This is a genomic window from Halobacillus sp. AWH4_228, from assembly GCF_056158365.1.
Genome location: NZ_JBSWTE010000001.1, coordinates 3,628,500 through 3,652,791, shown reverse-complemented (window position 1 = coordinate 3,652,791; position 24,292 = coordinate 3,628,500). Strand labels below are relative to the sequence as shown.

The 24,292-nt window shown below is 38.1% G+C and carries 22 protein-coding genes; 14 read left to right on the top strand and 8 right to left on the bottom strand.

All coding sequences use genetic code 11. The features are described 5' to 3' along the window. Nucleotides 1–74: 74 nt before the first annotated feature. Both ACXADP_RS18770 and ACXADP_RS18765 read right to left on the bottom strand, forming a co-directional pair. Nucleotides 75–1,166: a DNA sulfur modification protein DndB gene (locus tag ACXADP_RS18770; RefSeq protein ID WP_474972188.1), complete on the bottom strand. Its 1,092-nt coding sequence runs from the start codon at nt 1,164–1,166 to the stop codon at nt 75–77. Continuing rightward, complete coding sequence (locus ACXADP_RS18765; RefSeq protein ID WP_474972187.1) at nt 1,166–2,239, bottom strand: DNA sulfur modification protein DndB; 1,074 nt, start codon at nt 2,237–2,239, stop codon at nt 1,166–1,168. Before ACXADP_RS18765 ends, ACXADP_RS18770 begins: the two co-directional genes overlap by 1 nt. Nucleotides 2,240–2,619: 380 nt before the next feature. Between ACXADP_RS18765 and ACXADP_RS18760 the strand changes: the two genes are divergently transcribed. From ACXADP_RS18760 to ACXADP_RS18750, 3 genes are all read left to right on the top strand, one after another. Then, nucleotides 2,620–3,126 (top strand): DUF1643 domain-containing protein, encoded by a 507-nt coding sequence (locus ACXADP_RS18760; protein WP_474972186.1) that lies wholly within the window; start codon nt 2,620–2,622, stop codon nt 3,124–3,126. Between the two features lie 414 nt (nt 3,127–3,540). Next, nucleotides 3,541–4,995 (top strand): AAA family ATPase, encoded by a 1,455-nt coding sequence (locus ACXADP_RS18755; RefSeq protein WP_474972185.1) that lies wholly within the window; start codon nt 3,541–3,543, stop codon nt 4,993–4,995. A gap of 15 nt (nt 4,996–5,010) precedes the next feature. Next, nucleotides 5,011–5,931 carry an HNH endonuclease gene (locus tag ACXADP_RS18750; RefSeq protein WP_474972184.1) on the top strand — a complete coding sequence of 307 codons (921 nt, stop codon included), beginning with the start codon at nt 5,011–5,013 and terminating at the stop codon, nt 5,929–5,931. A gap of 744 nt (nt 5,932–6,675) precedes the next feature. Here the strand turns inward: ACXADP_RS18750 and ACXADP_RS18745 are convergent. Next, entirely contained in the window at nt 6,676–6,855 is a 180-nt protein-coding gene (locus ACXADP_RS18745; protein ID WP_474972183.1) for a hypothetical protein, read from the bottom strand. Nucleotides 6,856–6,985: 130 nt separating this feature from the next. Between ACXADP_RS18745 and ACXADP_RS18740 the strand changes: the two genes are divergently transcribed. Both ACXADP_RS18740 and ACXADP_RS18735 read left to right on the top strand, forming a co-directional pair. Next, on the top strand, nt 6,986–8,242 hold the full coding sequence (locus ACXADP_RS18740; protein ID WP_474972182.1) for a Y-family DNA polymerase: 1,257 nt from the start codon (nt 6,986–6,988) through the stop codon (nt 8,240–8,242). Between the two features lie 43 nt (nt 8,243–8,285). Further along, on the top strand, nt 8,286–9,098 hold the full coding sequence (locus ACXADP_RS18735) for an HNH endonuclease (RefSeq protein ID WP_474972181.1): 813 nt from the start codon (nt 8,286–8,288) through the stop codon (nt 9,096–9,098). Here ACXADP_RS18735 and ACXADP_RS18730 read toward each other — a convergent pair whose 3' ends face one another. Further along, nucleotides 9,099–9,491, bottom strand: coding sequence for a (deoxy)nucleoside triphosphate pyrophosphohydrolase (locus ACXADP_RS18730; protein ID WP_474972180.1), 393 nt, complete (start codon nt 9,489–9,491; stop codon nt 9,099–9,101). Between the two features lie 538 nt (nt 9,492–10,029). Here ACXADP_RS18730 and ACXADP_RS18725 point away from each other — a divergent pair. From ACXADP_RS18725 to ACXADP_RS18700, 6 genes are read left to right on the top strand one after another with little or no spacing between them, the layout of a single operon-like run. Then, nucleotides 10,030–11,976 (top strand): BglG family transcription antiterminator, encoded by a 1,947-nt coding sequence (locus tag ACXADP_RS18725; protein ID WP_074736402.1) that lies wholly within the window; start codon nt 10,030–10,032, stop codon nt 11,974–11,976. 11 nt (nt 11,977–11,987) lie between these two features. Continuing rightward, nucleotides 11,988–12,992, top strand: coding sequence for a 6-phosphofructokinase (locus tag ACXADP_RS18720; RefSeq protein WP_474972179.1), 1,005 nt, complete (start codon nt 11,988–11,990; stop codon nt 12,990–12,992). Nucleotides 12,993–12,994: 2 nt separating this feature from the next. After that, a complete protein-coding gene (locus ACXADP_RS18715; protein WP_474972178.1) occupies nt 12,995–13,285 on the top strand; it encodes a PTS sugar transporter subunit IIB in 291 nt (96 codons plus the stop codon). Between the two features lie 19 nt (nt 13,286–13,304). Then, complete coding sequence (locus tag ACXADP_RS18710; RefSeq protein WP_474972177.1) at nt 13,305–14,570, top strand: PTS sugar transporter subunit IIC; 1,266 nt, start codon at nt 13,305–13,307, stop codon at nt 14,568–14,570. 15 nt (nt 14,571–14,585) lie between these two features. Beyond that, the gene (locus tag ACXADP_RS18705; RefSeq protein ID WP_474972176.1) at nt 14,586–14,993 is read left to right on the top strand and encodes a hypothetical protein; all 408 of its coding nucleotides are present in this window, start codon (nt 14,586–14,588) and stop codon (nt 14,991–14,993) included. Nucleotides 14,994–15,002: 9 nt separating this feature from the next. Then, nucleotides 15,003–15,854: a class II fructose-bisphosphate aldolase gene (locus ACXADP_RS18700; protein ID WP_474972175.1), complete on the top strand. Its 852-nt coding sequence runs from the start codon at nt 15,003–15,005 to the stop codon at nt 15,852–15,854. 342 nt (nt 15,855–16,196) lie between these two features. Here ACXADP_RS18700 and ACXADP_RS18695 read toward each other — a convergent pair whose 3' ends face one another. From ACXADP_RS18695 to ACXADP_RS18680, 4 genes are read right to left on the bottom strand one after another with little or no spacing between them, the layout of a single operon-like run. Continuing rightward, nucleotides 16,197–16,763, bottom strand: a complete 567-nt coding sequence (locus ACXADP_RS18695; RefSeq protein ID WP_474972174.1) for a hypothetical protein — start codon at nt 16,761–16,763, stop codon at nt 16,197–16,199. Nucleotides 16,764–16,775: 12 nt separating this feature from the next. Next, on the bottom strand, nt 16,776–18,212 hold the full coding sequence (locus ACXADP_RS18690) for a sodium:solute symporter family protein (RefSeq protein WP_474972173.1): 1,437 nt from the start codon (nt 18,210–18,212) through the stop codon (nt 16,776–16,778). 14 nt (nt 18,213–18,226) lie between these two features. Next, nucleotides 18,227–18,484 carry a hypothetical protein gene (locus ACXADP_RS18685; RefSeq protein ID WP_474972172.1) on the bottom strand — a complete coding sequence of 86 codons (258 nt, stop codon included), beginning with the start codon at nt 18,482–18,484 and terminating at the stop codon, nt 18,227–18,229. 15 nt (nt 18,485–18,499) lie between these two features. Next, nucleotides 18,500–19,435, bottom strand: coding sequence for an ornithine cyclodeaminase family protein (locus tag ACXADP_RS18680; protein ID WP_474972171.1), 936 nt, complete (start codon nt 19,433–19,435; stop codon nt 18,500–18,502). A gap of 196 nt (nt 19,436–19,631) precedes the next feature. On the opposite strand from ACXADP_RS18680, the gene ACXADP_RS18675 reads away from it, so the two are divergent. From ACXADP_RS18675 to ACXADP_RS18665, 3 genes are all read left to right on the top strand, one after another. Next, nucleotides 19,632–21,308, top strand: a complete 1,677-nt coding sequence (locus ACXADP_RS18675; RefSeq protein WP_474972170.1) for a metal ABC transporter solute-binding protein, Zn/Mn family — start codon at nt 19,632–19,634, stop codon at nt 21,306–21,308. A gap of 224 nt (nt 21,309–21,532) precedes the next feature. Further along, nucleotides 21,533–22,276 (top strand): SDR family NAD(P)-dependent oxidoreductase, encoded by a 744-nt coding sequence (locus ACXADP_RS18670; protein ID WP_474972169.1) that lies wholly within the window; start codon nt 21,533–21,535, stop codon nt 22,274–22,276. A 538-nt stretch (nt 22,277–22,814) separates the two neighbouring features. Continuing rightward, entirely contained in the window at nt 22,815–24,278 is a 1,464-nt protein-coding gene (locus tag ACXADP_RS18665; RefSeq protein WP_474972168.1) for an oligosaccharide flippase family protein, read from the top strand. The last annotated feature ends 14 nt before the right edge of the window (nt 24,279–24,292 follow it).

The following is a 24,292-nucleotide window of genomic DNA, read 5'->3' as shown; positions in this document are numbered from 1 at the left end:
TCTACGGAAAAATATATTTTATGACCTTAGCTAAATACCCCCGTTCTCTATATAGAGAACGGGGGTATTTAATATTAGGTGTGGATTCTTTGTGCTATTACTTCTTTAAGGTCTATTGTATTTGAGTAAACGTCATTGAAAGCCATATACTCAAAAGGTGTACCTTTTCTACTAACTGTCATGTAAGGTTTCCAAGCTCTATTTTTTATTGACCAATTAATATATTGTAGCTGTTCTACATCATCTTCCCAACTTTCTAGCCATTCAAGATCAGTCTTACAATTAGTTACGATAGCAGTATGAAGATAAAGGGCAATAGAATTTTGAATGGGCTCGTGGCCCAACACAGATTCTTTAACATTCCCAGGATTTGAGGGTAGCACTTCTCCCAATACGGTACATAGCTTATTTAAAAAACTAAATACCTTGTCGTAATTTTTTCTTACAAGTTGATCCTCTTTCTTGTTTAGAACGGGAGGACGTGCCCCTATACCACTTTCCCCGAATAAAAGTATTTTTATAAACTTTTTGAATCTAACACTTGTAGTGAAAGTGGTTTTATTAGGACGTACTATACGAGCTTTCTCAAATTCAATGGTTAAGTTTGTTTGTAGAGTGTTACTTGAATTATATAGCTCTCTAGTCAACACATTTAGTATATCTCTGTTATCAAACTTGGTGATTAAGGATCTTGATACTCTTTTAGCATTAGTGTTGATATCTGTAAAAAGCTTTCGCTCGTCCTCCATAGATAGTCCAAAATAGATTTGAGCAGTCAAATAACTGTTTAAAATTTTTTCTTTTCTGTCATTTGATGGCTTTGTTCCTTGCAAGTAACGTTCCAAACCTTTAATTCTATGTTGTCCATCGAGAACTATTAATTTTGAATTATGGGGTAAAGTTAATATGTTCTTTTCTCCATTCCAAAAAGGAGTAGGATTCTCACGAAACGAAAATACTAAAGATGGAAGAAAAATACCCGACTCAGAATCCATACTATCAAAATAACTTACCAGTTTAGGCATACGATGGTAGCCAAGGTCACGATTAACAGACTTATCAATTTCGGAGAATTCTAATATATCTTTTATTTTAATCTGTGTGGTCATAATAGCTTTTTTATTATCAGGGGTTGCTATACTACCTTGTATTTCTAAATTTCCCATTAAGATTCACCTCTTATATTTTTGAACTTATTCTGTAAAAAATCGGAAATTTCTTTAATAGTTTTCAAAGAAGAGTTAAAGTTATACTTTTTAGTCTTCTTGTTATAAATAGCGCTTTTTAGTTTCTCGAACTCGCTATTTTTATGGCTCCAATCTACATTAGTAATGACTTTTTGAAATAAATCTTCCATAGATGTATTTGGGTATTTAGATTGTGTATCATATATGAAATAGGAAATCCCCATGATAATGTTCGGTGTCATAATGATATATTTATTTCGATTTTCACCGTCAATAGGAGCATATTTTCTTAACAGTGTTATGAACTCTTCTGATTTGTTCTTACATAATGGATAATTATGTTCGTTTAAAGAGGTTTTTTGTCTAAGGTTTAATGCACCATGATTTAGAATACGAGCTGCCTTATAAAATGTTGAAACTGTCATAAGTTTGGTTAAGGTTGTCTTTGATCGTGTTTCGATAATGTCTTGTGGTAAATTTTCAATTATTTCACGAACTAATTGGGCGTATAAATCGTTTTTATTATACATAATCATCAAAGATGAATTAACTAATGAAGCTTTAGTATTTATATCGGTAAATAATTGTTTTTCTTGTGTTGTAGTTAAATCTAAAAAGATTTGAACTGTAATAGGAAAATTCATTACGTATTCATACTTATCATCTAGTTCTCCTATAGACTCCAAGCGATTTTTTATATATTCAAAAGCTTTAATCCTATGTTGGCCATCTAAAATGGCCATTGTCTCGTTCATGCTTAAATTAAATTCATTGTTATCTTCATTGAAGAAACCTCTTCCTCTTGCAGAAAAAATTAAAGGTGAAAAATAAATATCATTACCATCTAACCCATACTGTATGTACTGGCCAATACTGGCTACTTTTATTTCATCTAATTCGCGCTGCACTTCACGGTCAATTTCTAAAAATTTAATTACATCATTTACTTTACATTGAACTGTTACTACGTTGTGTCCAAATTGGTCCCCCTTAAATCCTTTTAATGAAATATAATTTGTATCATTTTTAGTAACTAGATTAGATAAATCCAATTCGTCGCCCTCCTATTTAATTCGCAAAAAAATTTTTACTAATCTTTTATCCTTTGTTATCTTTTCCCATTTCTATTTTACTATTATATCACATTAAATCCATTAATTTCATTTTGATTAGGTGGGAGGAACTAGCAGTCAAAATATAAACTTTTATCCAATCTCAGATAAATGTCTTCTTTATTTATGTATAGACTAATAAAGATAAATAGGGGATATGATACCCTATACAAAGGGGATTATTCAACTGTTAAGTGATAATGGCTGCTATAATGATCTTCCTTTGGGAAAGAAATATTTAATACCTTCTTTTGTAAGGAGGTACAGGAGTTATTACCTGAGTATTCTTCTAGACAAAAAACTAAAAGGGAGGAAATCTTATGAGAGGAAGACCATGGAGCGTTGAAGAGGAAGTAGAAACATTGTTTAGTGATTGTGGTACTCATAGATATTCACTTAAATGTACTTGGGATAGCAATAAACCTATGGTTACTTTTATTCTGCTAAATCCCAGTATTGCTTCCGATAATATTTGTGATCCTACTGTAGATAAGTGTATTCATTTTGCAAAAAGAGATGGGTACGGAAAAATTGCAATTGTTAACCTATTCTCTAGAATTTCCACCAATCCAAATGAACTCTTAGAGGCAGTTGATAGAACAAAAGATGAAAACGTAAAACATGTAAATAATTCTATTGAAATTGCTGAGAGGGTTGTGGCTGCATGGGGAGAAGAAGGTGCTTGGTTCCACATGAATCATAAAATTTTAACTCTACTTAAAGTTAAAGGGAAAAGCATCTACTGCTTAGGTGTAAATCGTTACGGATTTCCTAGACACCCTGGCCGAATTTCAAAGAAAACACAATTGCAGGAGTTAATAATTTAGCATATTCCTATACAAAATATCTGTATTATGAACACGCTTAATAGATGTGCATTTTATTAGAAATGATGAATTTGATATTTTCTTTGAAGTTTGAAAAAAAGAGCTTATTATGTATTGAAGGAGTTAGGGGAAAGATAGTTTTAGAAGTAGATACTGATTCTAAACCAACTAAGACCATGTGTGGCATTATCTACTTTGCCTCAAATCACATTACGATATTGTATTGATAAATTCGTAAGTCATTTTCTAAAATGAGGGACTAGCTGATGAAGAAGGTCATGTAGACTATTTGCTTTTACGTTTAAGCAAATTTCTAAAGTATATCTCTTCTTGTGAAAGGGATATTTTGGTATAGTATAAAATAATAACGTATGAAAATAATTGATTTAATAATAGATGAGGTAGGGGACAAAGTTGTTTTATAACACTCCATTTAATAGTATAAGAAATAAAACAGGTTTTCATTTGGTTAAAGATAACTGGAATGACTTTGGTTTTTACACTCTCTTTAACTTATTTTACTTAGACGAGAATTTGAAAGAAACACATATAGGACATGTGAAAATTGGTTACAAGAGCCAAGAAGAAGGACATACAACACTCCCACAGGCGTTTAATGAACTATCTGAAGAATATTTCTCTTTAGGTTTGAATGTGGATTACTATAGTAAACTTAGAAGATTAGGGGATGATGTTCGATTAGATTGCGTAATTGGCCTAAGAGACTTAGCATATTCTGAAGATATTCATAATGAATTGATTGAAACAGAAGAAGAAGTGTTTGAAACCTCATTGTTAAGACAGGTAAATAGAAACATAGTAAGAACTCAATTTAGAAGAGTTGCTCATGGAGGAGCTGATTTAACTGAATATGATTTTAGTTACCAATTCCCGGAAGGCGGCAAAGAAGCTACATTTAATTTCAGAGTATACCCTAAATCCTTACCCCCTACGAATATACATACAATTATTGGAACTAATGGTTCAGGAAAAACAACTACTCTCAGAGAATTGGTAGATGGATATTTAGAGGATACGTTAGGGGAGGAATTCTCAAACGCTATCTTTGTTTCATTTAGCATTTTTGATAAAAATGGTTTTTACGAATCAAACAACTCTGGCAATGAGTATTATTACGTTGGAGTAAAAAAACAGGATTCACAAACAAAGTCTCAGGAAGAACTTAAGACAGAATTTCATGATTCTATTAAGAGTATTCTTTCTAAAAAAAGATATTATTACTTACATACTATGCTTGAAATGTTAAATGCGGACTACAATCTAAGTTCAATAGGTCTATTACAGATACTGGATCAATTTTTAGAAACCTCCAGAAATAATGAGAATGTAACAAAATTTAGTAACAAACTTGCTGAGAGGTTCGATATACTCAGTTCTGGCCACCAAATTATCCTGTTATCAATTAGTAAGATAGTGGAACTGATAGTTGAGAAGACGTTGATTATTATTGATGAACCAGAGACGCATTTGCATCCACCTTTATTGTCCGCTTTTGTGCGTGCGCTTTCTAAAATTACTGTTGCTGAGAATGCAGTTGCTATATTAGCTACTCATTCACCAGTAATACTACAAGAAGTACCTAAATCTTGTGTATCTATAATACGAAAACATGGATCCCAGGTAAAAGTTATCCCACCGAGATTTGAGACCTTTGGAGAAAATATAGGTGTTTTGACAGAGGAAGTATTTGGTTTGGAGATACCTAAAACAGGGTTTCATAGCTTACTTAGGGAAATTGTTGAAGAAACTCCAGATTATGAAGAAGTACTTGAACGCTTCAATAACGAACTTAGTATTGAAGCAAAATCAGTTGTTAGAACCCACCTTAATGAAATTAAAGATAAATAAGTAAGAGGGATTAATATGTACTTGCTAGACTTTCCAGAATACGGAATTGAAAATTTTTTTGAACAAATGCTTGAAGGAAGACATAATAATGAGAAAAATGGTTTCTTGAAGACTAGGTTGCTTGCTATTCAACCATTACTTAAAGAGGCTCAAGAAGAATATGTATCATTAGGAAGAGATAAATTGTTGCATCATCATGAAGTGAAGAAAACTATTAATCTACCTTATGATAAATCAGGTGAGGAAATACCTGAAATTGTTGAATCTGCAGAGATGGAAAAAGTATATTCTAGTTATATGGTCGATAACCCTCATTCAGAAAAAATTGGAAGAAAGGTATATGATTCGATACTATCTAATACTTATTACAACCTCTGTCCTTATTGCTCTCAAAGAGAGGTTAAAACAGTCGATCACTACTTACCGAAGTCTGACTTTGCTATGTACGCTGTAACACCAATAAACTTGTTACCCTCTTGCTCTGATTGTAATAAGGATAAATTAGACGACTATAACCTTCAAGAGGATCAAATGTTAATTCATCCTTACTTTGATGATATTAGCTCTATCAATTGGTTAGAATGCGACGTAGTAAATGGTTCATGGCCGATTACTTTTTCATTTAAAGTATCGAATCACATTGAGAATCCAGTACTTAAATCTCGTATTTGTAATCAATTTTACTTGCTAAAATTAGGGCGATTGTATGCTGATAATTCGACGAGGGAATTTAATAAAAGAGTGAAATCAATGGTGAAAGAATATAATTCTGACCCAGAAAGTAAAGCACAGAACTTTATCGAAGAAAATATTGATACTTACAAACACGAGAATCCAAACTCTTGGCAAACAAAAATGTTTGAATCTCTAAAAAAATCTGAATGGTTTCTGGAAAAGGCACTTCCTAAGCTGGAAAGGTATTATCTGAATTCATAAACACATTACAGGGGGAGTGGGGATAGAGTGCCTGTGTCCCCTGTTTTGAAGATGTTTGGACAGTCATTTTATTGGATGGAGTAAATGAAATGAATTATATTACGAATTATCAGTTCAAAATTAAAGAAAGAAACAGAAAGATCTTAGTTCATTCATCATGAGAATCACTAATCCCTAGTGTTAAAAACAAACTTGTTGAGCAAGAAAAGTTCTTCCTTTGTCTATTTATTCATTTACACAAAATATTTCACACTCTCTAGTGAAAATCGAAATATTTAGCTATCTTGGATAATTATAAGGTTATTAAAATTAACTATCTTTATTTTAAAAAGAAAAATATTCACGGAATTGATCTCACAAGTTTGTGTTAAAAATGACTTATAGTTAGCTATTACTCGTTATTCAATTAAACTAGATTGAATGAATGGGTTTCACTCAATAATTTCTGAACCACGGGATTTAATTATAAACCAAATGAAATGACATACTTTTTGGCATACTATATCTCATTATCCAGGAAATGAATTTACAATACTAAAACCAGCCTTGACCTATTAACATTACTTTTCTCCCTTTATATAGGTGTTATATTGCATTATTTATGTTGGTGATACCATGGGCGGCATTATCTACATTGCCTTAAATCTATTACGAGATAGTTTCGCTAAATTCGTAACGTCCTTTTCCGAAACGAGGGCCTTGCTGAAAATATCAAGGCCTATTTTATATGCAGCGGTTGGTAAGTTAATGAGTTATATCTTTTTTCTCGAATAATTGCGCTTCCAATCTTTCAACCCTGCTTTGTAGAACACCCGCATAACCACACATATCTAAAAATACCTCCACTAACTCTTCATCCATGTTGCCTTGATGTCTTTGAATTATTTCAGCCCATTCTTCTAATTTTTTTATTACATCCTCCACATTCAACACTCCTTTTATTATCATTCATTTACTATACGACAAATAGTTCCAAAGTCCTTTGGTGTATTTGTTATTTTTAAAAGTAAGTGATAATATAAGAACAAATGTTCGAATATGGGTGGTGTTGAAAGTGGATTATACTGGTTATCCCCGAAATGATGTTTTATGTATTGACATGCGTAGTTTTTACGCCAGTGTAGAATGTATGAAAAGAGGACTTGATCCCAGAACTTCATTATTAGCAGTCGTTGGAGATACAAGCCGACAAGGGAGTATTGTTTTAGCTGCATCACCTACGTTAAAGGAAAAACATGGAGTAAGTAATGTTAGTCGTTACTTTGAACTTCCGGACGATCCTAATTTAGTTATTGCTCCAGCTCACATGGGAGATTATCTTAAAGTATCTGTAGAGATTACAAAAATGATTAAGAACTATGTACCTCAAGAAGCTATACACGTTTATTCGGTGGATGAACTATGGGTTACAGTTAATGGATTGAAAAAAATGCATGGTCCACCATATCAAATTGCTCACATGATTCAATCAGAAATTAGAGAACAATTTGGGATTGAATCAGTAGTAGGTATTGGAGACAACAAGTTTCTTGCGAAAGTTGTCATGGACATCCATTCTAAGAAAGTAGATGACGGAATTGCGGAATGTAGATATGAAGATGTAGCTGAAAAACTTTGGCCATGTGATATTCATGACATATGGGGGGTCGGATCTAGAATGACTCGCAACCTTAATCGAATGGGAATCCTTACACTAGGTCACTTAGCTAAGCACCCACTAAAATACTTAAAAAAGAACTTTGGAATAATGGGGGAGCAACTGTATTGGCATGCATGGGGCATTGATTTAAGTCCAGTCTTTGGGAACTTCGTGAAAACTGAACAGATGTCTTATGGTCATGGCATAACTTTACTAAGGGATTATAGTAAAGAGGAAATTTACGCATGTTTATTGGATTTATGTGAAGAAGCTTGTCGTCGAGCAAGAATGGACGATAAAGAGGGTAGGGCCATTCAACTTGGAATAGGGTATTCAAGAGAAGTGGGAGGAGGTTTTAGTAGGTCTATGTCTATTCAAAACCCTACAAATTTGACTATGGATATGTATGATGTTTGTTTAAAATTATTCCATCGATTTTATGATGGAGTAAGCAAAATTAGAAGGGCCTCTGTTGCTCTAACAAATTTGTGTGAGGAAAGTGACGTTCAACTAAGCTTATTTCATAATCAACCCAAGAAAAAGGATTTATCAGAAGTAATGGATTCAATTCGGGAGAAATATGGTTCCACGGCAGTTTTACGTGCAAGTAGTTATACCTCAGGCGGGATTACCATTGATCGGAGTAAGAAGATCGGTGGCCATTATGCCTAATTTATTCACAACCAGTACAATAATTAGAACAGGAGAATAAAATTTGTTCAAACCAAAAGAAATTTATCGAAGAAGAGATATTCATAATAAATTTGGTGGGCAGCAACAAGGCGGTATTAGTACCCCGAAAAACTCTCCGTTGGTTATGATTTTCACGAGTGATTCAGGAGGAGAATTTGGATATGATGATGGTTGGCAAAGTAATGGCGTGTTTTATTACACTGGTGAAGGCCAGGTAGGTGACATGCAGTTCATTAAAGGTAACAAAGCCATTCGGGATCATATTAATAATGGAAAAAGTACCATGTTATTTAAATATGTAAAACAAGGATACGTAGAGTTTGTATGTGAGTTGTTTTACATAGGACACCATTATAAACAAGTACGAGATCGTGAAGGCTATATGCGCCAATCTATAGTATTTGAGCTCATGCCATCAGAACTCTCACATAATACGGAAGAGTACTTAGAGGAACCTGAACCTAAGAAGTCTACTCTTGAGGATTTACGGAAAGAAGCATTATCATCATCAAACGAAGAAACTACTACCATCCAACGAGTAACCAAAGCTATAAAAAGAAGCAAAGCAATAAAGAAATATGCATTAAAACGGGCAAATGGAATATGTGAGGCTTGTAAGAAAAATGCTCCTTTTGTGCTGGGAAATGGAGATCCTTATTTAGAAGTACACCATCTAAAAAAATTATCTGATGGAGGCCCGGATCATCCAGAATGGGTAGCAGCAATTTGTGCTAATTGCCATAGGCGTTGTCACCATTCAAAGGATGCTGACTCTTATAACGATAAACTATTTGAAAAGATTAATGAAAAAGAGAAGCAACTATTCACAAACTAATTACATGTTTTTAGTAATAAACTCGACAGTAGGAATATCTGCGGGTGCCCACTTTAATGAAGTAAGTTCTCGTTTATGGATCCATTGGATCTTCTCATGTTCATAAGCAAAGGGGGTACCCGTTTTAATTTCTGAGAAAAATGTACTCAAGTTTATTGTTACATTATCATAATCTTCATTATTATCTAAAATTTTCCATTTTACTTCAATTGTACATCCTAACTCTTCATTAATTTCCCTTATAAGGGCCTCTTCCGGATATTCACTATCTTTGATTTTCCCACCAGGAAATTCCCAATGTAATGGAAGCGACATCGATGGACTTCTAAGTGCACATAAAATATAATTCTTTTGTTCAATGACAGCGCCGACCACATTAATAATTTTTTTCATGAATTCTTCTCCTTTTTCATGGATGAAATATTAGGTGTAAGTAATGAAGGGAAACAAAATAATGCCCTGTTTTATTCCCTTAGTTAATTATCGTCCCATAACAACTCCTTTTTATTAGTTTGGATCAGAAAGGGGACAGTCATTGCAATCATACTAGCCTTTGCAGGGATAGGTCTATATAAACTCAGCAAAGAGGAACGAAAGAAGCAATTATGAATAGTGACAGGCATAAGGCTATTAAGTTTAGGAAGGTAATGGGTTAAAATTGAAATTAGCAAATGAATGAATTTTAGTAATTATTTGTTTAATCAGAAAGCCTCTCATGAGTTCATTGAACTTGTGAGAGTTTTTTTAGCTTTTTAAGGAAAGGTAAATTTAATAAAATAGTCCCAACAATTAATCTTGATGTTTCAGATGAATTTACATTAGCATTCTATTTTTTAGATTTATATGAAATTTTTCCGATTCTCTTATGTAAACGGTTTCTTATCTATAGTTAAGTAAAATGTTCTAAAATATATTCAAGAGGTGATAGACAGTGTTGAATGAAAGACAACGTCATATCTTGCATTACCTAACAAGCGTAAACACTTATATCAAAACAAGTGAATTAGCTGAAGAATACCACATTAGCGAGCGAACGATCCGGAATGACTTGTATGAAATCGAGTCTTTTGTTTCTAAAGAAGGAGGTGGAATCAATAGAAGTAAAAGTGAAGGAATTTTATTAACGATTAACTTCAAAGATAAAGAAAATATATTAAAGCAAGTGAACGAAGTTACTAATTTCCAGAATCGTCTTTCACCTATAGAAAGAATGACAACGCTGTTAGGAATGCTAATACAAAAGAATGATGTTATTAGTTCAAAAGAGTTTTCCAAACTATTGAATGTTTCACGCCGTACTACACTCGTGGATTTGAAACATTTAAAAAAGTATCTTAAAAAATCAAATGTTGATTTACTCTACGTGAAAAACAAGGGTTTTTCTTTAAAAGGAAAAGAATATGACATACGCCGTTCTTATAAAAATATCTCAAATAAATTCGGAGATAGTATGGGGCTGGAGTGGTTATTGAATAACTCAGATATGGACGAAGGCACAATCGTCCAATTAAAAGAGAGGATTTCCACCATCTTATATAACTACTCTCTTCAACTGACTGATATTGCTTTAGAAGGGTTACTCGTTCATATTTCTATTGCAATTCAAAGATTAAAGCAAGGGAATACTATTCAAATCTCTGAAACTCAATGGGAGGAATTAAGAAAATATAAAGAATATCAAACAGCCAAAGAGGTCAGAAAAGCGATGGAAGTCGTATCTAAACAAGAAGTTCCTGAAGATGAAGCTGGATTTATCACTCTTCATTTATTGGGTGCCAAAACCTTTTATCAACAACCTGAGGAAATGGATCAAGATTTAAAAGAAGTCGCAAATAAATTCATCGCCAAAGTAAGTTTTCAGTGTGGAGTTGATTTTATGGATGATGAATTGCTAACACAAGGTTTATTGACGCATCTGAAACCTTCTATTTATCGGCTGAAATACCATTTAGACCTGGATAATCCTATGAAGTCTTACATTAAAAAAGAATATGGAAAGCTGGTAGGAGTGATTGTCCACAATATCCATGTACTGGAAGAGGAATTTTCAGTGAGGTTCAATGAAGATGAAATTTGTTATATTGCTCTTCATTTTAGAGCTGCCATTGAGCGAAAGGAAGTAAATGGTGAGAGAGTGAGAGCGTTACTCGTGTGCGGAAGTGGAGTAGGAACAGTTCAGCTACTGAAAAGCAGGTTGAACAGATTTTTCCCTAACATTATTGTGGTCGATTGCGTCCCCTACCATGAACTAGAAAAAGAAATCTCGAAATATGAGATCGATTATATTATATCCACCGTTCCTATTCCTGAAACCCATGTCCCTAGCATTTTAGTGAACCCTTTTATAGATAAGGAGGACAGAGACAAAATTTCCACCACATTAAACCATCAGCGAGAGAATCTTATAGAAGAAAGGAAGTCAGGCCCAGTGTTAGAAGAAGTTCTTAAACCGGAATTGATTGAGCTAAATGTCGAAGTGGAAACATGGCAATCCGCTGTCCGGAAAGGTGGACAATTGCTAGTTCGTGATGGAAAAGTGGAACCTCGTTATATTGAAGCAATGATTGAAATGGTTAAGGAGCATGGCCCTTATGTGGTTTTAGATAAAGGGGTCGCCATGCCACACGCAAGACCTAACCAGGGGGTGAACAGTCTATGCCTAAGTCTCCTTCGGTTGAAAAAACCTATCGAATTTGGGCACGAGACAAATGATCCAGTCCATTTAGTGATTTGTCTTGGAAGCATCGACTCTGAGACTCATCTTAATGCCCTAAGACAGCTGGTTATGCTATTGAACGATAAGACCACTAAAGAAATACTATTAGAAGGAGATAAACAAAGCATTATCGACATCATAAAGCAAGGAAGCATGAAATAAGGAGAGTTACCATGATAAAAAAAGTAGCTTGTATAACAAGTGGTGGAGATGCTTCTGGTATCAATGCAGCTCTATATAGCCTTGTGTTATCAGACCTTGAAGTGATTGGTTTTCAGGGAGGTTTTTCAGGAATCGTAAATGAACATCCTATCAAGCTCTCTAAGAAAGAACTCAAGAAATATAGAACCAAAGGAGAGCTCTTTCTAAAAAGTGGGAGAAGTGAGTTGCCGAAAACGATAGAAGGGATTCAACAAATTAAATTATCCTTGCTAAAAGAAAATGTTGATACTTTAGTCGTCTTTGGAGGTGATGGATCAGCCAAAGGTGTGAAAGCTCTCGTAGATTTAGGTGTGGACGCTATCCACATACCTATGACAATCGACAACGATATCTTTGGTACCGATTACACAATAGGGCATATGACGGCTGTAGAACAAATCCACAACCAGGTCGCAAACCTGCATCAAACGGGGGCAAACTTACCAAACCGAATATTCATTGTAGAAACCTTTGGTGCTTTATCAGGACAGTTAACGCTTTTAGCTGGAATTGTAGGAGGGGCTAACATTGTCCTTTTACCAGAATACGAATTTTCTATGAAGGAACTGATACAAAAAATTGAAGATATACAACATAACGAGGGGGGGTATTTAGTCATTCTGTGTACAGAATCTGCCTATCGTCCTTCAAGCTATTCTTCAGGGGATCAAGGTATGGTAGCGAAGATAAGTCAAGAAATTGAGGCTGAAACGGGAGAACGAGTTCGGCAGACGATTTTGGGTTACACACAACGGGCAGGTGACCCATGTACGACAGATATCCTTCAGGCAACAAGGATGGGAACCTATGCTGCAGAAAAAATATTGAAGGAAGAGTCTAACTTTATGGTTGGGATGCAAAATAATGAATTAGTCAAAGTCAATTTAGATGAGGTCACGACGCAGGCAAAAGAATTAGATGATACGTGGATCAAACTGGGAGAAGTACACAATCTTTTAATTGGAAAGGGAGAATAATAATGAAAAAAACGGAGATTTTAGTGGTCTGTGGTGCAGGGTTAGGGAGTAGTTTTGCTTGTGAAATGAGTGTGCAGGACGTTTTAAATGAAGAGAATATTGAATCGAGCCTTTCCCACTGTGATATATCGACAGCAAGTTCATCCTCGGCAGACATTATAATTACAGGGGCAAATTTTGCATCTCAATTCAAACAATATGACATCGCGGCTGAAATTATCTATTTGCAGCGGATGGTTGATAAGGAAGAAATTAGAGAAAAACTACTGCCAGTTTTAGAAAAAGTCACATAATCACTAAGGGGGGAGTAGCATGCCAATATTAAATTTCATTGTGAACGATGTCTTGGGACAAGCTTCGATTATCGTTTCACTTGTCGCCATGGTCGGTCTCATTGCTTTAAAAAAATCTGTGGGACAAATAATTTCAGGGACGATGAAAACACTGCTTGGTTTTTTAGTCCTTATTGCAGGAACAGAAATTCTTGTTGGAACTCTAGGATACTTAGGTACTGTTTTCCAAGAAGGATTTAATGTAGAAGGAACGGTGACAGATGTCAATGCCATTGCCGGCATAGCACAGAATTTGGTTGGAAGAGAAACAGCACTGATTATGGTGATCGCGTTTGCGATTAATATTCTCTTAGCCCGATTCACGAAATGGAAATATATCTTTCTAACTGGACAAGCCTCTTTATGGATGGCAACCGTATATTCTCTTGTAGGATACATGGCGGGATTAAGAGGTGCTTTGCTCATTATCAGTGGAGGTGTAGTCGCAGGCGTAATGGCTGTATTGATGCCAGCTCTTGCCCAACCTATTGTCAGGAAGATTACGGGAAATGATGATATCGCACTAGCTCACTACTGTACATTTGGCTACCTAGTCCAAGCTGGCGTCGCCAAAGTAGTAGGTAACAAAGACAATACCACTGAGGACTTCAAGTTGCCGAAAAGTTTCGAATTTATGCAAGATACCTATCTATCGATGATGGTAGTTATGATTCCAGTTTACTTAATTCCGACCTTATTTGCAGGACCTGAAGTTGTAGCTGAAATATCAGATGGATCAAATTACTTCGTCTACGCTTTTCTTCAATCAATTCAATTTGTAGCTGGCGTGTACGTAGTTCTTGCTGGAGTAAGGTTACTCTTAGCTGAAATCATTCCTGCCTTCCGAGGAATTGCGATCAAATTGGTACCTGATTCGAAACCAGCTCTTGATTGTCCAGTGCTTTTCCCGTATGCTCCGAACGCAGTCATTCTAGGATTCTTAGCGACAACTGTTGGAACGATTTTGGGCATGTTCTTATTCCCAGCTGTTGGACTAGCTTTGATTATACCTGGCATGATGACAAACTTTTTTGCAGGTGGTACAGCTGGCATTTTTGGTAATGCGATGGGTGGCGTGCGCGGTACCATCCTCGGCGGAGTAGTTCACGGTCTCTTCATTACCGTACTTCCAGCTCTGTTTGTCACACTGCTTGGTGCCTATGACATCAATAACGTAACATTTAGTGATTCGGACGTTATCACTGTAGGACTCTTACTAGGTTGGTTTCTGGAACTATTCAATTAATGGGGTGAAGACGAAATGTTCAATAAACTTTTTAAAAGGAAATCCCAGTCAATAGACAGCCAAGAGAGTGCAGATTCACAGCTTGACCCAACCAAACTTAAAGAAGATCTTGAGAGATATGAACACCAATTAGCATCAGAGGGCGATCGTGAGGAACAAATCGATCTGCAAAATAAAATCGGGGAGATCCATTATCAACTCAATGAGGTTGATGAAGCGATTGAATGTTGGAATAAAAGCGTCAATATGATGGATAAACCCGGATATGCTCATACGAAATTAATGCAAGCTTATAACTATTTACAAAAAGAGTCGTGGAAAAAAGGTGACATTAAAGCGGGAGAACACTACGCAGAGATGGTTGAAAAGTTGATGAAGCACAATAAAGATTCCATTCGATATGGAAAAAAATCTAATTTTTGAGGTGATCACATGTTAGTCACATTAAAAGAATTATTAGAGGATGCTCAAAAGGAAAAATACGCCATAGGGTCTTTCAATCTACACAATATGGAGATGCTTCCTTCATTCTTTGAAGCTGCAAAAGAAACAAAAACACCGATTAGCATCCAAATTTCTAACGGAACCGCTAAGTATATTGGTTTAGACCTGATTGTTTCGATGACTCGCACCTTAGCCGAAAGGGAAAATGTTAAAGTCGCCCTTCATTTAGATCATAATAGTGACCTGGATTTTATCAAAAAAGCTGTTGATGCCGGATTTACATCCGTCATGTTTGATGGAGCTCATTTACCTTTGGAAGAAAATATTCTTCTCACTAAAGACATCGTCCAATACGCTCATAAACAAGGGGTCTCTGTAGAAGCTGAAGTCGGGGCGATTGGAGGAACCGAAGACGGTGTTTCCGTCGAACACTCCAACCATACAGATCCAGAGGAGGCTGCCTATTTCTATAAAGAAACAAACGTCGATGCATTAGCGGTTTCTTTCGGATCTGCCCATGGACAGTACCGTTCTAAGGCAGCATTGGATTTCGATGTGTTACACAGGATTTATGAGGCTGTGGATGTACCGCTTGTATTACATGGTGGAACAGGTGTATCTTATGATGATATCGGTGTATTGATAGAAAACGGGATCTCCAAAATCAATATTGGTACAATACTGAATGTTACTTACATTGAAAAAGGGAAAGAAACGTTTAGTGAATCATCGTTGGATAATTCCCTTAGAAACCTACTTACTCCTTGTAATGACAAAGTAAAAGAAATCATTAAAGAGAAAATTTATCATTTCAATAATAATAGAGCGCTAGCAAACTAGTTAGATTAAAATCCAGGAAGACTACTGTTAAGTAGGACTTCCTGGTTCTTTTATTTATCTAAAATACAACCATTCATTGTGATAATAATGCTACTCCCTTAGAAAGAAAGCCATGTTAAAATTGTGCAGTATAATTGACTGGATTACGACTGGGTATTGTTTATAAATATTGATAACTTATTTATCCTGTATTTAAGATAGTCTGGTTATATTGCCTACTTTATAGGCTCTTTTCACACTCTTCATTAATTATTTATTCCATTCAGGGAATGGGCGGCATGATGTAATTTATCCCCTTAACCAAATAGAAAAGGCCTGAGCCATATAAGCTCAGGCTTTTTCTTATAATCTCCATTCATTCTTACTCCACAAATCAAAAAGGAGATTTTCGGATTCTCCTGTATTCCCATTAATAACAAAAGTTTTTGTAAGGTAAGGACTGTCCACTTCCACTTTCCATAAAGGCAGGTAGACGACTTCTATTTCTTTGATGTCATATCTGGGTTTCTTTAATACATAGTTTCTGTTGATTTGTTTTTCTTGAATATCCGTTACGTATTTATTGAGTACGTCCTGTTTAGTGATATCTGCGCTCCGCACTTTGGAATCCAACACTTCTTTTTGAGTGATAGGGGGGACATCAGGGAATAAACCGCGGTAACCGGATCGGCCATCAATGAAAGCCATGTTTGGTTTGACCTTAGGAGGAAAGGGCTTTCTGTCTGCGATGACGAGCATTTTCACGATCCACATAGGATGATACATTTTTTCTGATTTGGTAATCCCTTGTTCAATAGCTTCCTCATTCAAATTCCTGTTCCATTTCAACGAGGACTTCAAGCTTTTATACATATGACCGGGCAGGTCTTTTTCGACTACGCTTTCTTCTCCTAAAATACGAATTTTCATGATGACACCTACTTATGCATTAATATCCATATGGTAACGGTCGACTTTTAATTGCTTCTCCTCAGACGGCGGTGCTGTCAGTAAGCTGACAACGATCGTCAACAGGGCTGAGACAGGGGCGGAAACTAAGTGCTCGGATACTAAAGCGGAAGGAAGCAGGGCCATGATAATAAAAGTAACCGTTCCTCCAATCATCCCCGCCAGGGCTCCTGGTGTGTTGGCGCGTTTCCACCATAACCCAAGAACAAGCGGGAAACCGAATGCCGATAACATCGCTCCACTTACCCAGCCGACCATGACAGCAATCAATTGAGGGGGATCGATGGCAAAAATAATTCCCACAATACTGGCGAGGATCATAACGACGAGTCCCAGGCGTGTGACGGTCTTTTCTGATGCATTTTTATTGATGTGTTCTTTATAAATATCGTGGGCAATCCCTGCAGCGACTGCTAGAAGCATGGCATCAGCAGAAGACATAATCGCGGCCAGCAGTCCGGCTAACATGACGCCTGCTAAGAGGGCGGGCATGTAATGTTCAATAACGGAAATGAATATCATGTCCTGGTTTTCCAAGGTGTCAGCAATTCCGAGGCTGGCACCGGCAGAGGCGATCACAAACCCAAAGATAAAGACAGTTACATACAGAAAACATGCGCCTAATGCAGAACGACGGGCTGTTTTCGCATCGCGGGCCGCAAAGTTTCTCATGACCGCAGATGGCGAAACGACTCCGAACCACAAAAACGCAATAAACAATCCGAAATAAGACATCCACGGCTGCGTAATGGAACCGAATTCAGGGTCGACAGCCAAAGCATCTTGAATTAATGTGCCAACACCGCCGTGATCCATTAGAATGATGATCGCCAAAATGAACATCCCGATGACCATAACGGCTCCTTGAATCAAGTCTGTATATGTAATGGCCCACATGCCTCCGAGAGCGGCATATAAAGTAAACCCAAGTCCCAGAATGATGACCGCTGTTACATAGTCAATGCCGAGAACATAGGATCCGATAAGCCCCGAGGCAGTTAATTGAGGGATCATATAAAACGTCATACTAAGGACGACGAGGATGGCAGCTACAATCTGCACAGATTTACCGTACCTGCTTTTGAAAAACTCAGGCAGCGTCTTTACTCCCGTCCTTCTAATTTGCCCGGAGATTAAAAACATCGCAAAAGACGGGATGGCCACGGCTCCAAATCCATAAGCAAGTAAGAAGGGGACGCCGAGGGCAACTCCGGATCCGACGGCACCCATCAAAGAACTGGAGCTTGCCACGGCTGCAAAAAAAGCAAAGGAACCGACAAAACTATTGATTTTACCACCGGCTGTCCAGTAGTCTCCTTCTGATGAGTGAGCCCGTTTGGCAAACCAAATGCCAATGCCCGTCATAATCAGTAGATAGATTCCCAATATCGTTGTTTCCATGATCTGCATCGTTTCTCACTCCTTTATTTGATGGCTCTATTTTCTGATGACTGCGCAGATTCAGCTTCTCTTTTTTCCAGCTTTTCCATCCAGACCACGTAAGTGATGGTTAAACCCAACCATATGAAAAAACAGGCGAACATGGCCCATCCAGCAAGGGAAATACCAGCGGCATAGGTATCAGTCGGCCACCATATCCAGAACAATAAAGCAATGACCGATAATAGAATAACCATGACAATGCCCGGATCTTTCCATTTCTTCCGCGTCAATTTGCGCATCGTTTTCCTCCTTTCTTACTTATACAGCTTTTCATAAATCGATTGAACGACAACTAAATCAAAGATGGCAGCCCCTACAGATTTGTACACGATCGTCTTTTCGTCTAAATCCTGCGGCGGATCATTTTCGGTGATGATTTTTTCGAGGTCCCAGGAGTTCTCTAAGTCCGAACGTAAATGCCCCGCCTGGATCATATCCCCGGATTCATGCAGGGCGGATCTGGCATCTACAAATACTTCATCAGCGATTCTCAATACTTGATCAGAGATTTCCTGCATGGAAGGGCGGAAGGAGCCGACGCCTACAATGAGTTTGCCTTTCAAATCTGAATCGTGTAATTCAGGAAGCACAGGGGTGGTGGAAGTTGTAGTCGTTACGATGATGTCTGACTCTCTGGCTAATTCTTCGACAGAGGAAACGGTAAACGTGACTTGTGGGAAGTGGGCCTCTGCTTTCGCTTTAAAATGATGGGCTTTCTCTTCGGTGCGGTTATAAATATGTACATGCTTGATGTCTCTGGCAGCAAGGGCCGATTCCAAGTGACTCCATCCTTGTGTGCCGGTTCCGATAATGCCTAACGTTTCCGCGTCTGCTTTAGCCAGGTATTTGATTCCGAGTCCTCCCAGAGCACCTGTACGCAGGGCCGTAATAGCAATGGCATCACACAAGAAAAGGGGTTCCATCGTCTTGCGGTCATTCAGAACCATTAAGCCGTGGATCGTGTCTTTTCCAGCATTCCTGTTTTCAGGAGCAACGCCTACAAGTTTCGTGGAGTAATAGTTTCTATAAAAGGCCGGCATCAGCAAAGCGGTATTCTCTCCATCCTCTATGTGCATCCGGTCCGGTGATATGAATTCGCTTTCTTTTTTGGTGTAAAAAGATTCGATGCTGTCCATCGTTTCCTTCATAGAAAAATTCCTCGTAATCTCTTCTTTTGATATGACTTCCATGATTATCCCTCCTTTATGATGTACTACAGATACTATCAAACTTTTCTGAAAAAGTGAAAATGTGTTCGTTGCTCAGTCCTTAATTATTAACACATAAGGAAGACCAATTTTTTGTCAATCAATCGTAATGATTATCATTTACAAATAGTAATCATTACGATAGAATAATTGAGGTACATAAGGAGGAGGAGAAACAATGAAAAAAATGATTGGTGCAGTTAGCATGTTTGCATTCATTTTATTACTTACAGCATGTGGAGAAGAAGAATCAAGCAATAGTGAAGAAGGGGAACAATCCGATGGTTCAAGTGAAGCGTTGAGTATTTATACGACGGTTTACCCTCTTCAGTATTTTGCTGAGCAGATTACAGGGGAGCAGGCGGATGTGCAATCGATTCTGCCTCCCGGTTCAGACCCTCACACATATGAACCAACATCAAAAGAAATGATTGAAATGGCAGAAGCAGACGCATTTATTTACAACGGTGCCGGATTGGAACCCTATGCAGAAAAAATCTCAGATTCTATTAAATCTGAAGATGTGAAAATTCTGGAAGCATCCACGGGGATTGAATTAAAAGAGCATGCCCATAACCATGAGGAAGAAGAAGGAACTCACGAGGAGGAACATGCTCATGAAGAAGAAGAAGAAGATCATGAGGGCGAACATGCTCATGAGGAGAAAGAAGGAAGCAGCGAAGATGAACACGCTGGACATAACCACGGGGACCAGGACCCGCACGTCTGGCTTGATCCCATCCTTTCTATTCAGGTAGCTGAGAATATTAAAGATACACTGGTTGAACTGAATCCTGAGCAGGAAGATACCTATAATGAAAACTTCGAGGAGCTAAAAAGCAACCTTGAAGGGCTGGATCAGGAATTCCACGATCAATTGGAAGCAGCACCAAAGAATAAATTCATCGTGTCTCATGCCGCTTATGGATATTGGGAACAATCCTACGGTGTTGAGCAGGTTTCTGTTTCTGGTTTAAGTCCAACCAATGAACCTTCTCAAAAAGATTTGGAAGCCATAGTTGAAACGGCTGAACAGCATAACATCAATCATGTATTCTTTGAGCAGAATGTTACACCTAAAGTTGCGGATGTCGTTAGAAAAGAAATCGGGGCAGAATCTCTGCGTCTTCATAATTTGTCTGTGTTGACGGAAGAAGATATAGACAATGAAGAAGATTATTTCACCCTCATGAAGCAAAATTTAGAAGTATTAACTGAAGGTTTGGCCGGCGAGCCGTCTGATGCCGGGGACTCTTCTGAATCAGACGAGCACAGCGGCCACGCTCATAATCACAGCAATGCGGATGACGAAGAAGCCCAGCAGATTTATGATGGGTACTTTGAAGATGAGCAGGTGAAGGATCGTAAACTGACAGACTGGGAAGGGGACTGGCAGTCTGTATATCCATACCTTCAGGATGGAACACTTGATGAAGTGTTTGCTCATAAGGCTGAGAATGATGGAGATATGACAGCGGAAGAATATAAAGAGTACTATAAGATCGGTTACGAAACCGATGTGGAACGCATTATTTTTGATGGAAATGATGTAACGTTCTTCGAAGATGGAGAAAAGTCGTCGGGAACCTATACCTATGATGGCTATGAAATCCTTACCTATGATGCGGGTAATAGAGGGGTCCGTTATATTTATGAATTAACGGAAGAGGATGGTGATCTTCCTCAATACATCCAGTTCAGCGATCACAGTATTGCTCCGACTGATGCGGACCACTACCACCTCTACTGGGGAGATGACCGTGAAGCACTATTGGACGAAGTGACAAACTGGCCGACGTATTATCCATCAGACATGGATGGTCATGAGATCGCTCATGAAATGACGGCGCATTAATCATTAGTTTTACGGTAAGTCTTTGTACGAGGAAAAGCTGGAGGCCATAATAATGGTCTCCAGCTTTTTTGATTGGTGTTCCTCTTGAGTGTGGGGATATGATTCATGTACGAAAATATTGAATTAGACAAGAACGGCGTCTGTCCGTATAATCATGTTTTACGTATAAGATTGAAGCTGAAGTTAAAGCCTGAATCATAAAAGGATAAACGGAGGGAAAAACCATGGCTGACTTAACGAACCAAGTCATTATGATCACGGGAGCCAATCGCGGACAGGGAAAAGCGATGGCGGAGCACCTTGCCTCTCTTGGGGCAAAGGTGATGGTAGGCGCAAGGAAATGGGAAGATGCTCAAGCAACAGCGAACGAAATCGATGAGGCCTATCCCGTAAAACTGGACGTTACGAAAGATTCGGATTGGGACGGGGCTGTAGAAGAAATTGTAGAGAAGTTCGGAGCCATTGACGTTCTCATCAATAACGCAGGTGTCTTGATCCGCAAACCATTTGAAGAGATTACGATGGATGAATACCAGCAAATGATTGATGTGAATCAGCTCGGGGTCTTTCGAGGGATGAAGGCTGTTGCGCCTCAAATGGAAAAACAGAGAAAAGGATCCATCATCAACAATTTATCCATCTCCTCGTTTTCTCCGATTGCCAAGTCATCGGCGTATGCCGCGACGAAAGCATCGGTGGTCGCGATGTCCAAAGCGGCAGCGATTGAGCTCGGTAAGAAGGGAATCCGGGTGAATATGATTCATCCCGGCGGTATTGAGACGGAAATGGCTACCCAGGGGCAGGGAGTTCCCTCGTTTTATGATTCGGTCCCCCTTGGGCGTATCGGCCAGCCGGTTGAAATTGCCCGTGTGGCTGCTTTTCTAGCCTCAGATGAAAGTTCCTACTGTACCGGAACGGAAATTGTGGTGGATGGCGGTATGACGCTTGGAGTGAATGAAGAAGAGTAGGAATCCAAGGTATATAGTAAACGGTAATTCAAAAGTGATTTATTTGAACCAGTTTCCACATGATAGGGTTCTACCTCTTCCCACCTGAAGGAATTATGGTGTTGATCCTTCAAGTTTGAAGATGTAAGCCTCTTATGAGTCATAAACCTCATGGGAGGCTTGTTTGTCTTTTAGATTTTAATAGAAAAACCATTAGAATGTGGGTCATCTAAAATAAAATACCAGCGATGTTGTACACTGGGGTGCAGCTTGCCGGGATATAGAGTGGATACTTAAGATAATAATGTAAAGATTCAGAAAAATGTATTGCGTTCTTCAAAAAGAACGATTATGATGAAATACAAGAAAAAAGTGTTTACTAAAACTGAAAATACGTTCGTTTGGATAAAACACCTTTAAATATTATGTTAATTATTGTAAGTGAGTATTGTATTTTGTTGAAGAGGTGTTATACTATCTCAAAAGGTATTCTCTATTAAGCACAATTAGTTCTTTATAATGCAAAATAAAATTCACTTTAACTTGAAGGGAGACCATCGTGCTAGCACGTCACACCATCATGTACTTTTTGGCCAGGGGTATCCCGGGCTTAATTAATTTTTCCGCTCTATATATTTACACACGTTTGCTTCTTCCAGAAGAGTATGGAATCTATGCGTTAGTGCTTATCGTAGCGAAGATGGCTGGAATCATATCGTTCCAATGGCTGAGACTTGGTGCGTTTCGCTTCTATTCAAATTACATAGAAGAGCACATGGAGCAGTTCTTGAGCACTATTCTGGTTTCCTATGTCGTATTGATGTCATTTGTATCCCTTATATATGGGGTGGCCTTTATCGTAGGAAATCAGTTTATGGGGGCAGGCTTTATATGGATAATCGGACTTATGTTCATGTTTGTTACAAATTGGTTCGAAATGAATTTGTCCATTCTAAGAGCACAGCTTGCTCCTGTGACTTTCGGAATTCTTTCCATGGCCAGGGCTGTAATATCGTTGATTGTTGGTGTTGCCCTTGTACTCTATGGTTTTAGTGTATATGGCTTGTTGATTGGTCTTTTCGTTGGGAACGTCCTTCCTATTCTGTTCGTTCATAAGAAACAATGGGGGAGAGTTCGTCTCCGAAAAGTGAATGTGACGCTTGTGAAAGAATTGCTTCAGTATGGATTGCCTCTAACAGCTACGTTTGCAATGGCGATGGTCATTTATGGTATGGATCGTTTGATGCTAGGCTGGATGATAGGTGAAAAGGAAGTGGGGCTCTATGCCGTTCCGTACGATTTCATCCAACAGACATTGCTTGTCATCATCAGCGTCATTGTCTCCGCATCTTCTCCCATCATCATTCGCAAGTTTGAAGGAAGCTCTTTAGAAAGTACGTACGATCAAATGAAGAAGACGTTTGAATTGTTGTTGATCATCGCTGTTCCGTCTTCCCTTGGGATTGTTTTATTGGCACCAAATATCAGCAGTGTCTTCTTCGGGGAAGCATACCAAAACGCTGCCGCATTGTTGATGCCTTGGATTGTGCCAGCTGTACTGTTAAATGGTATGAAGGAATCTTATTTTGACCTTCCGTTTACTCTGAGTAAACGGACGCGTTTACAAGTATGGCCGGTGATACTAGGAGCTTTCCTGAATCTAATCTTGAATTATTTCTTTATTCCTGCCGCAGGTGCGAAAGGGGCTGCTATTGCCTCCCTTCTGTCCTACGGGTCAGCCATGACGGTAAGTGTATTTCTCGGAAGAACAGTGTTCCGGCTTCCAATACCATGGGCCCGTTCGGGTAGAGTGATGGCCGCATCTCTATTTATGGTTTTTTGTCTGCTTCCAGTATTGAAGCTTGAAGGAGTTCTGGGACTTGCTGCTCAAGTGATGGTGGGGGTCCTCGCTTTTGGATTTGCTGGATTGGTCTTGAATGTTGGCAGGGGGAGAACGAAGATGTCTCGTTTATTTAAGGCACGGGGTACCGATAAATCAACTCCAATAAATAAACGAGCATAGTAAAGGAGAGATCG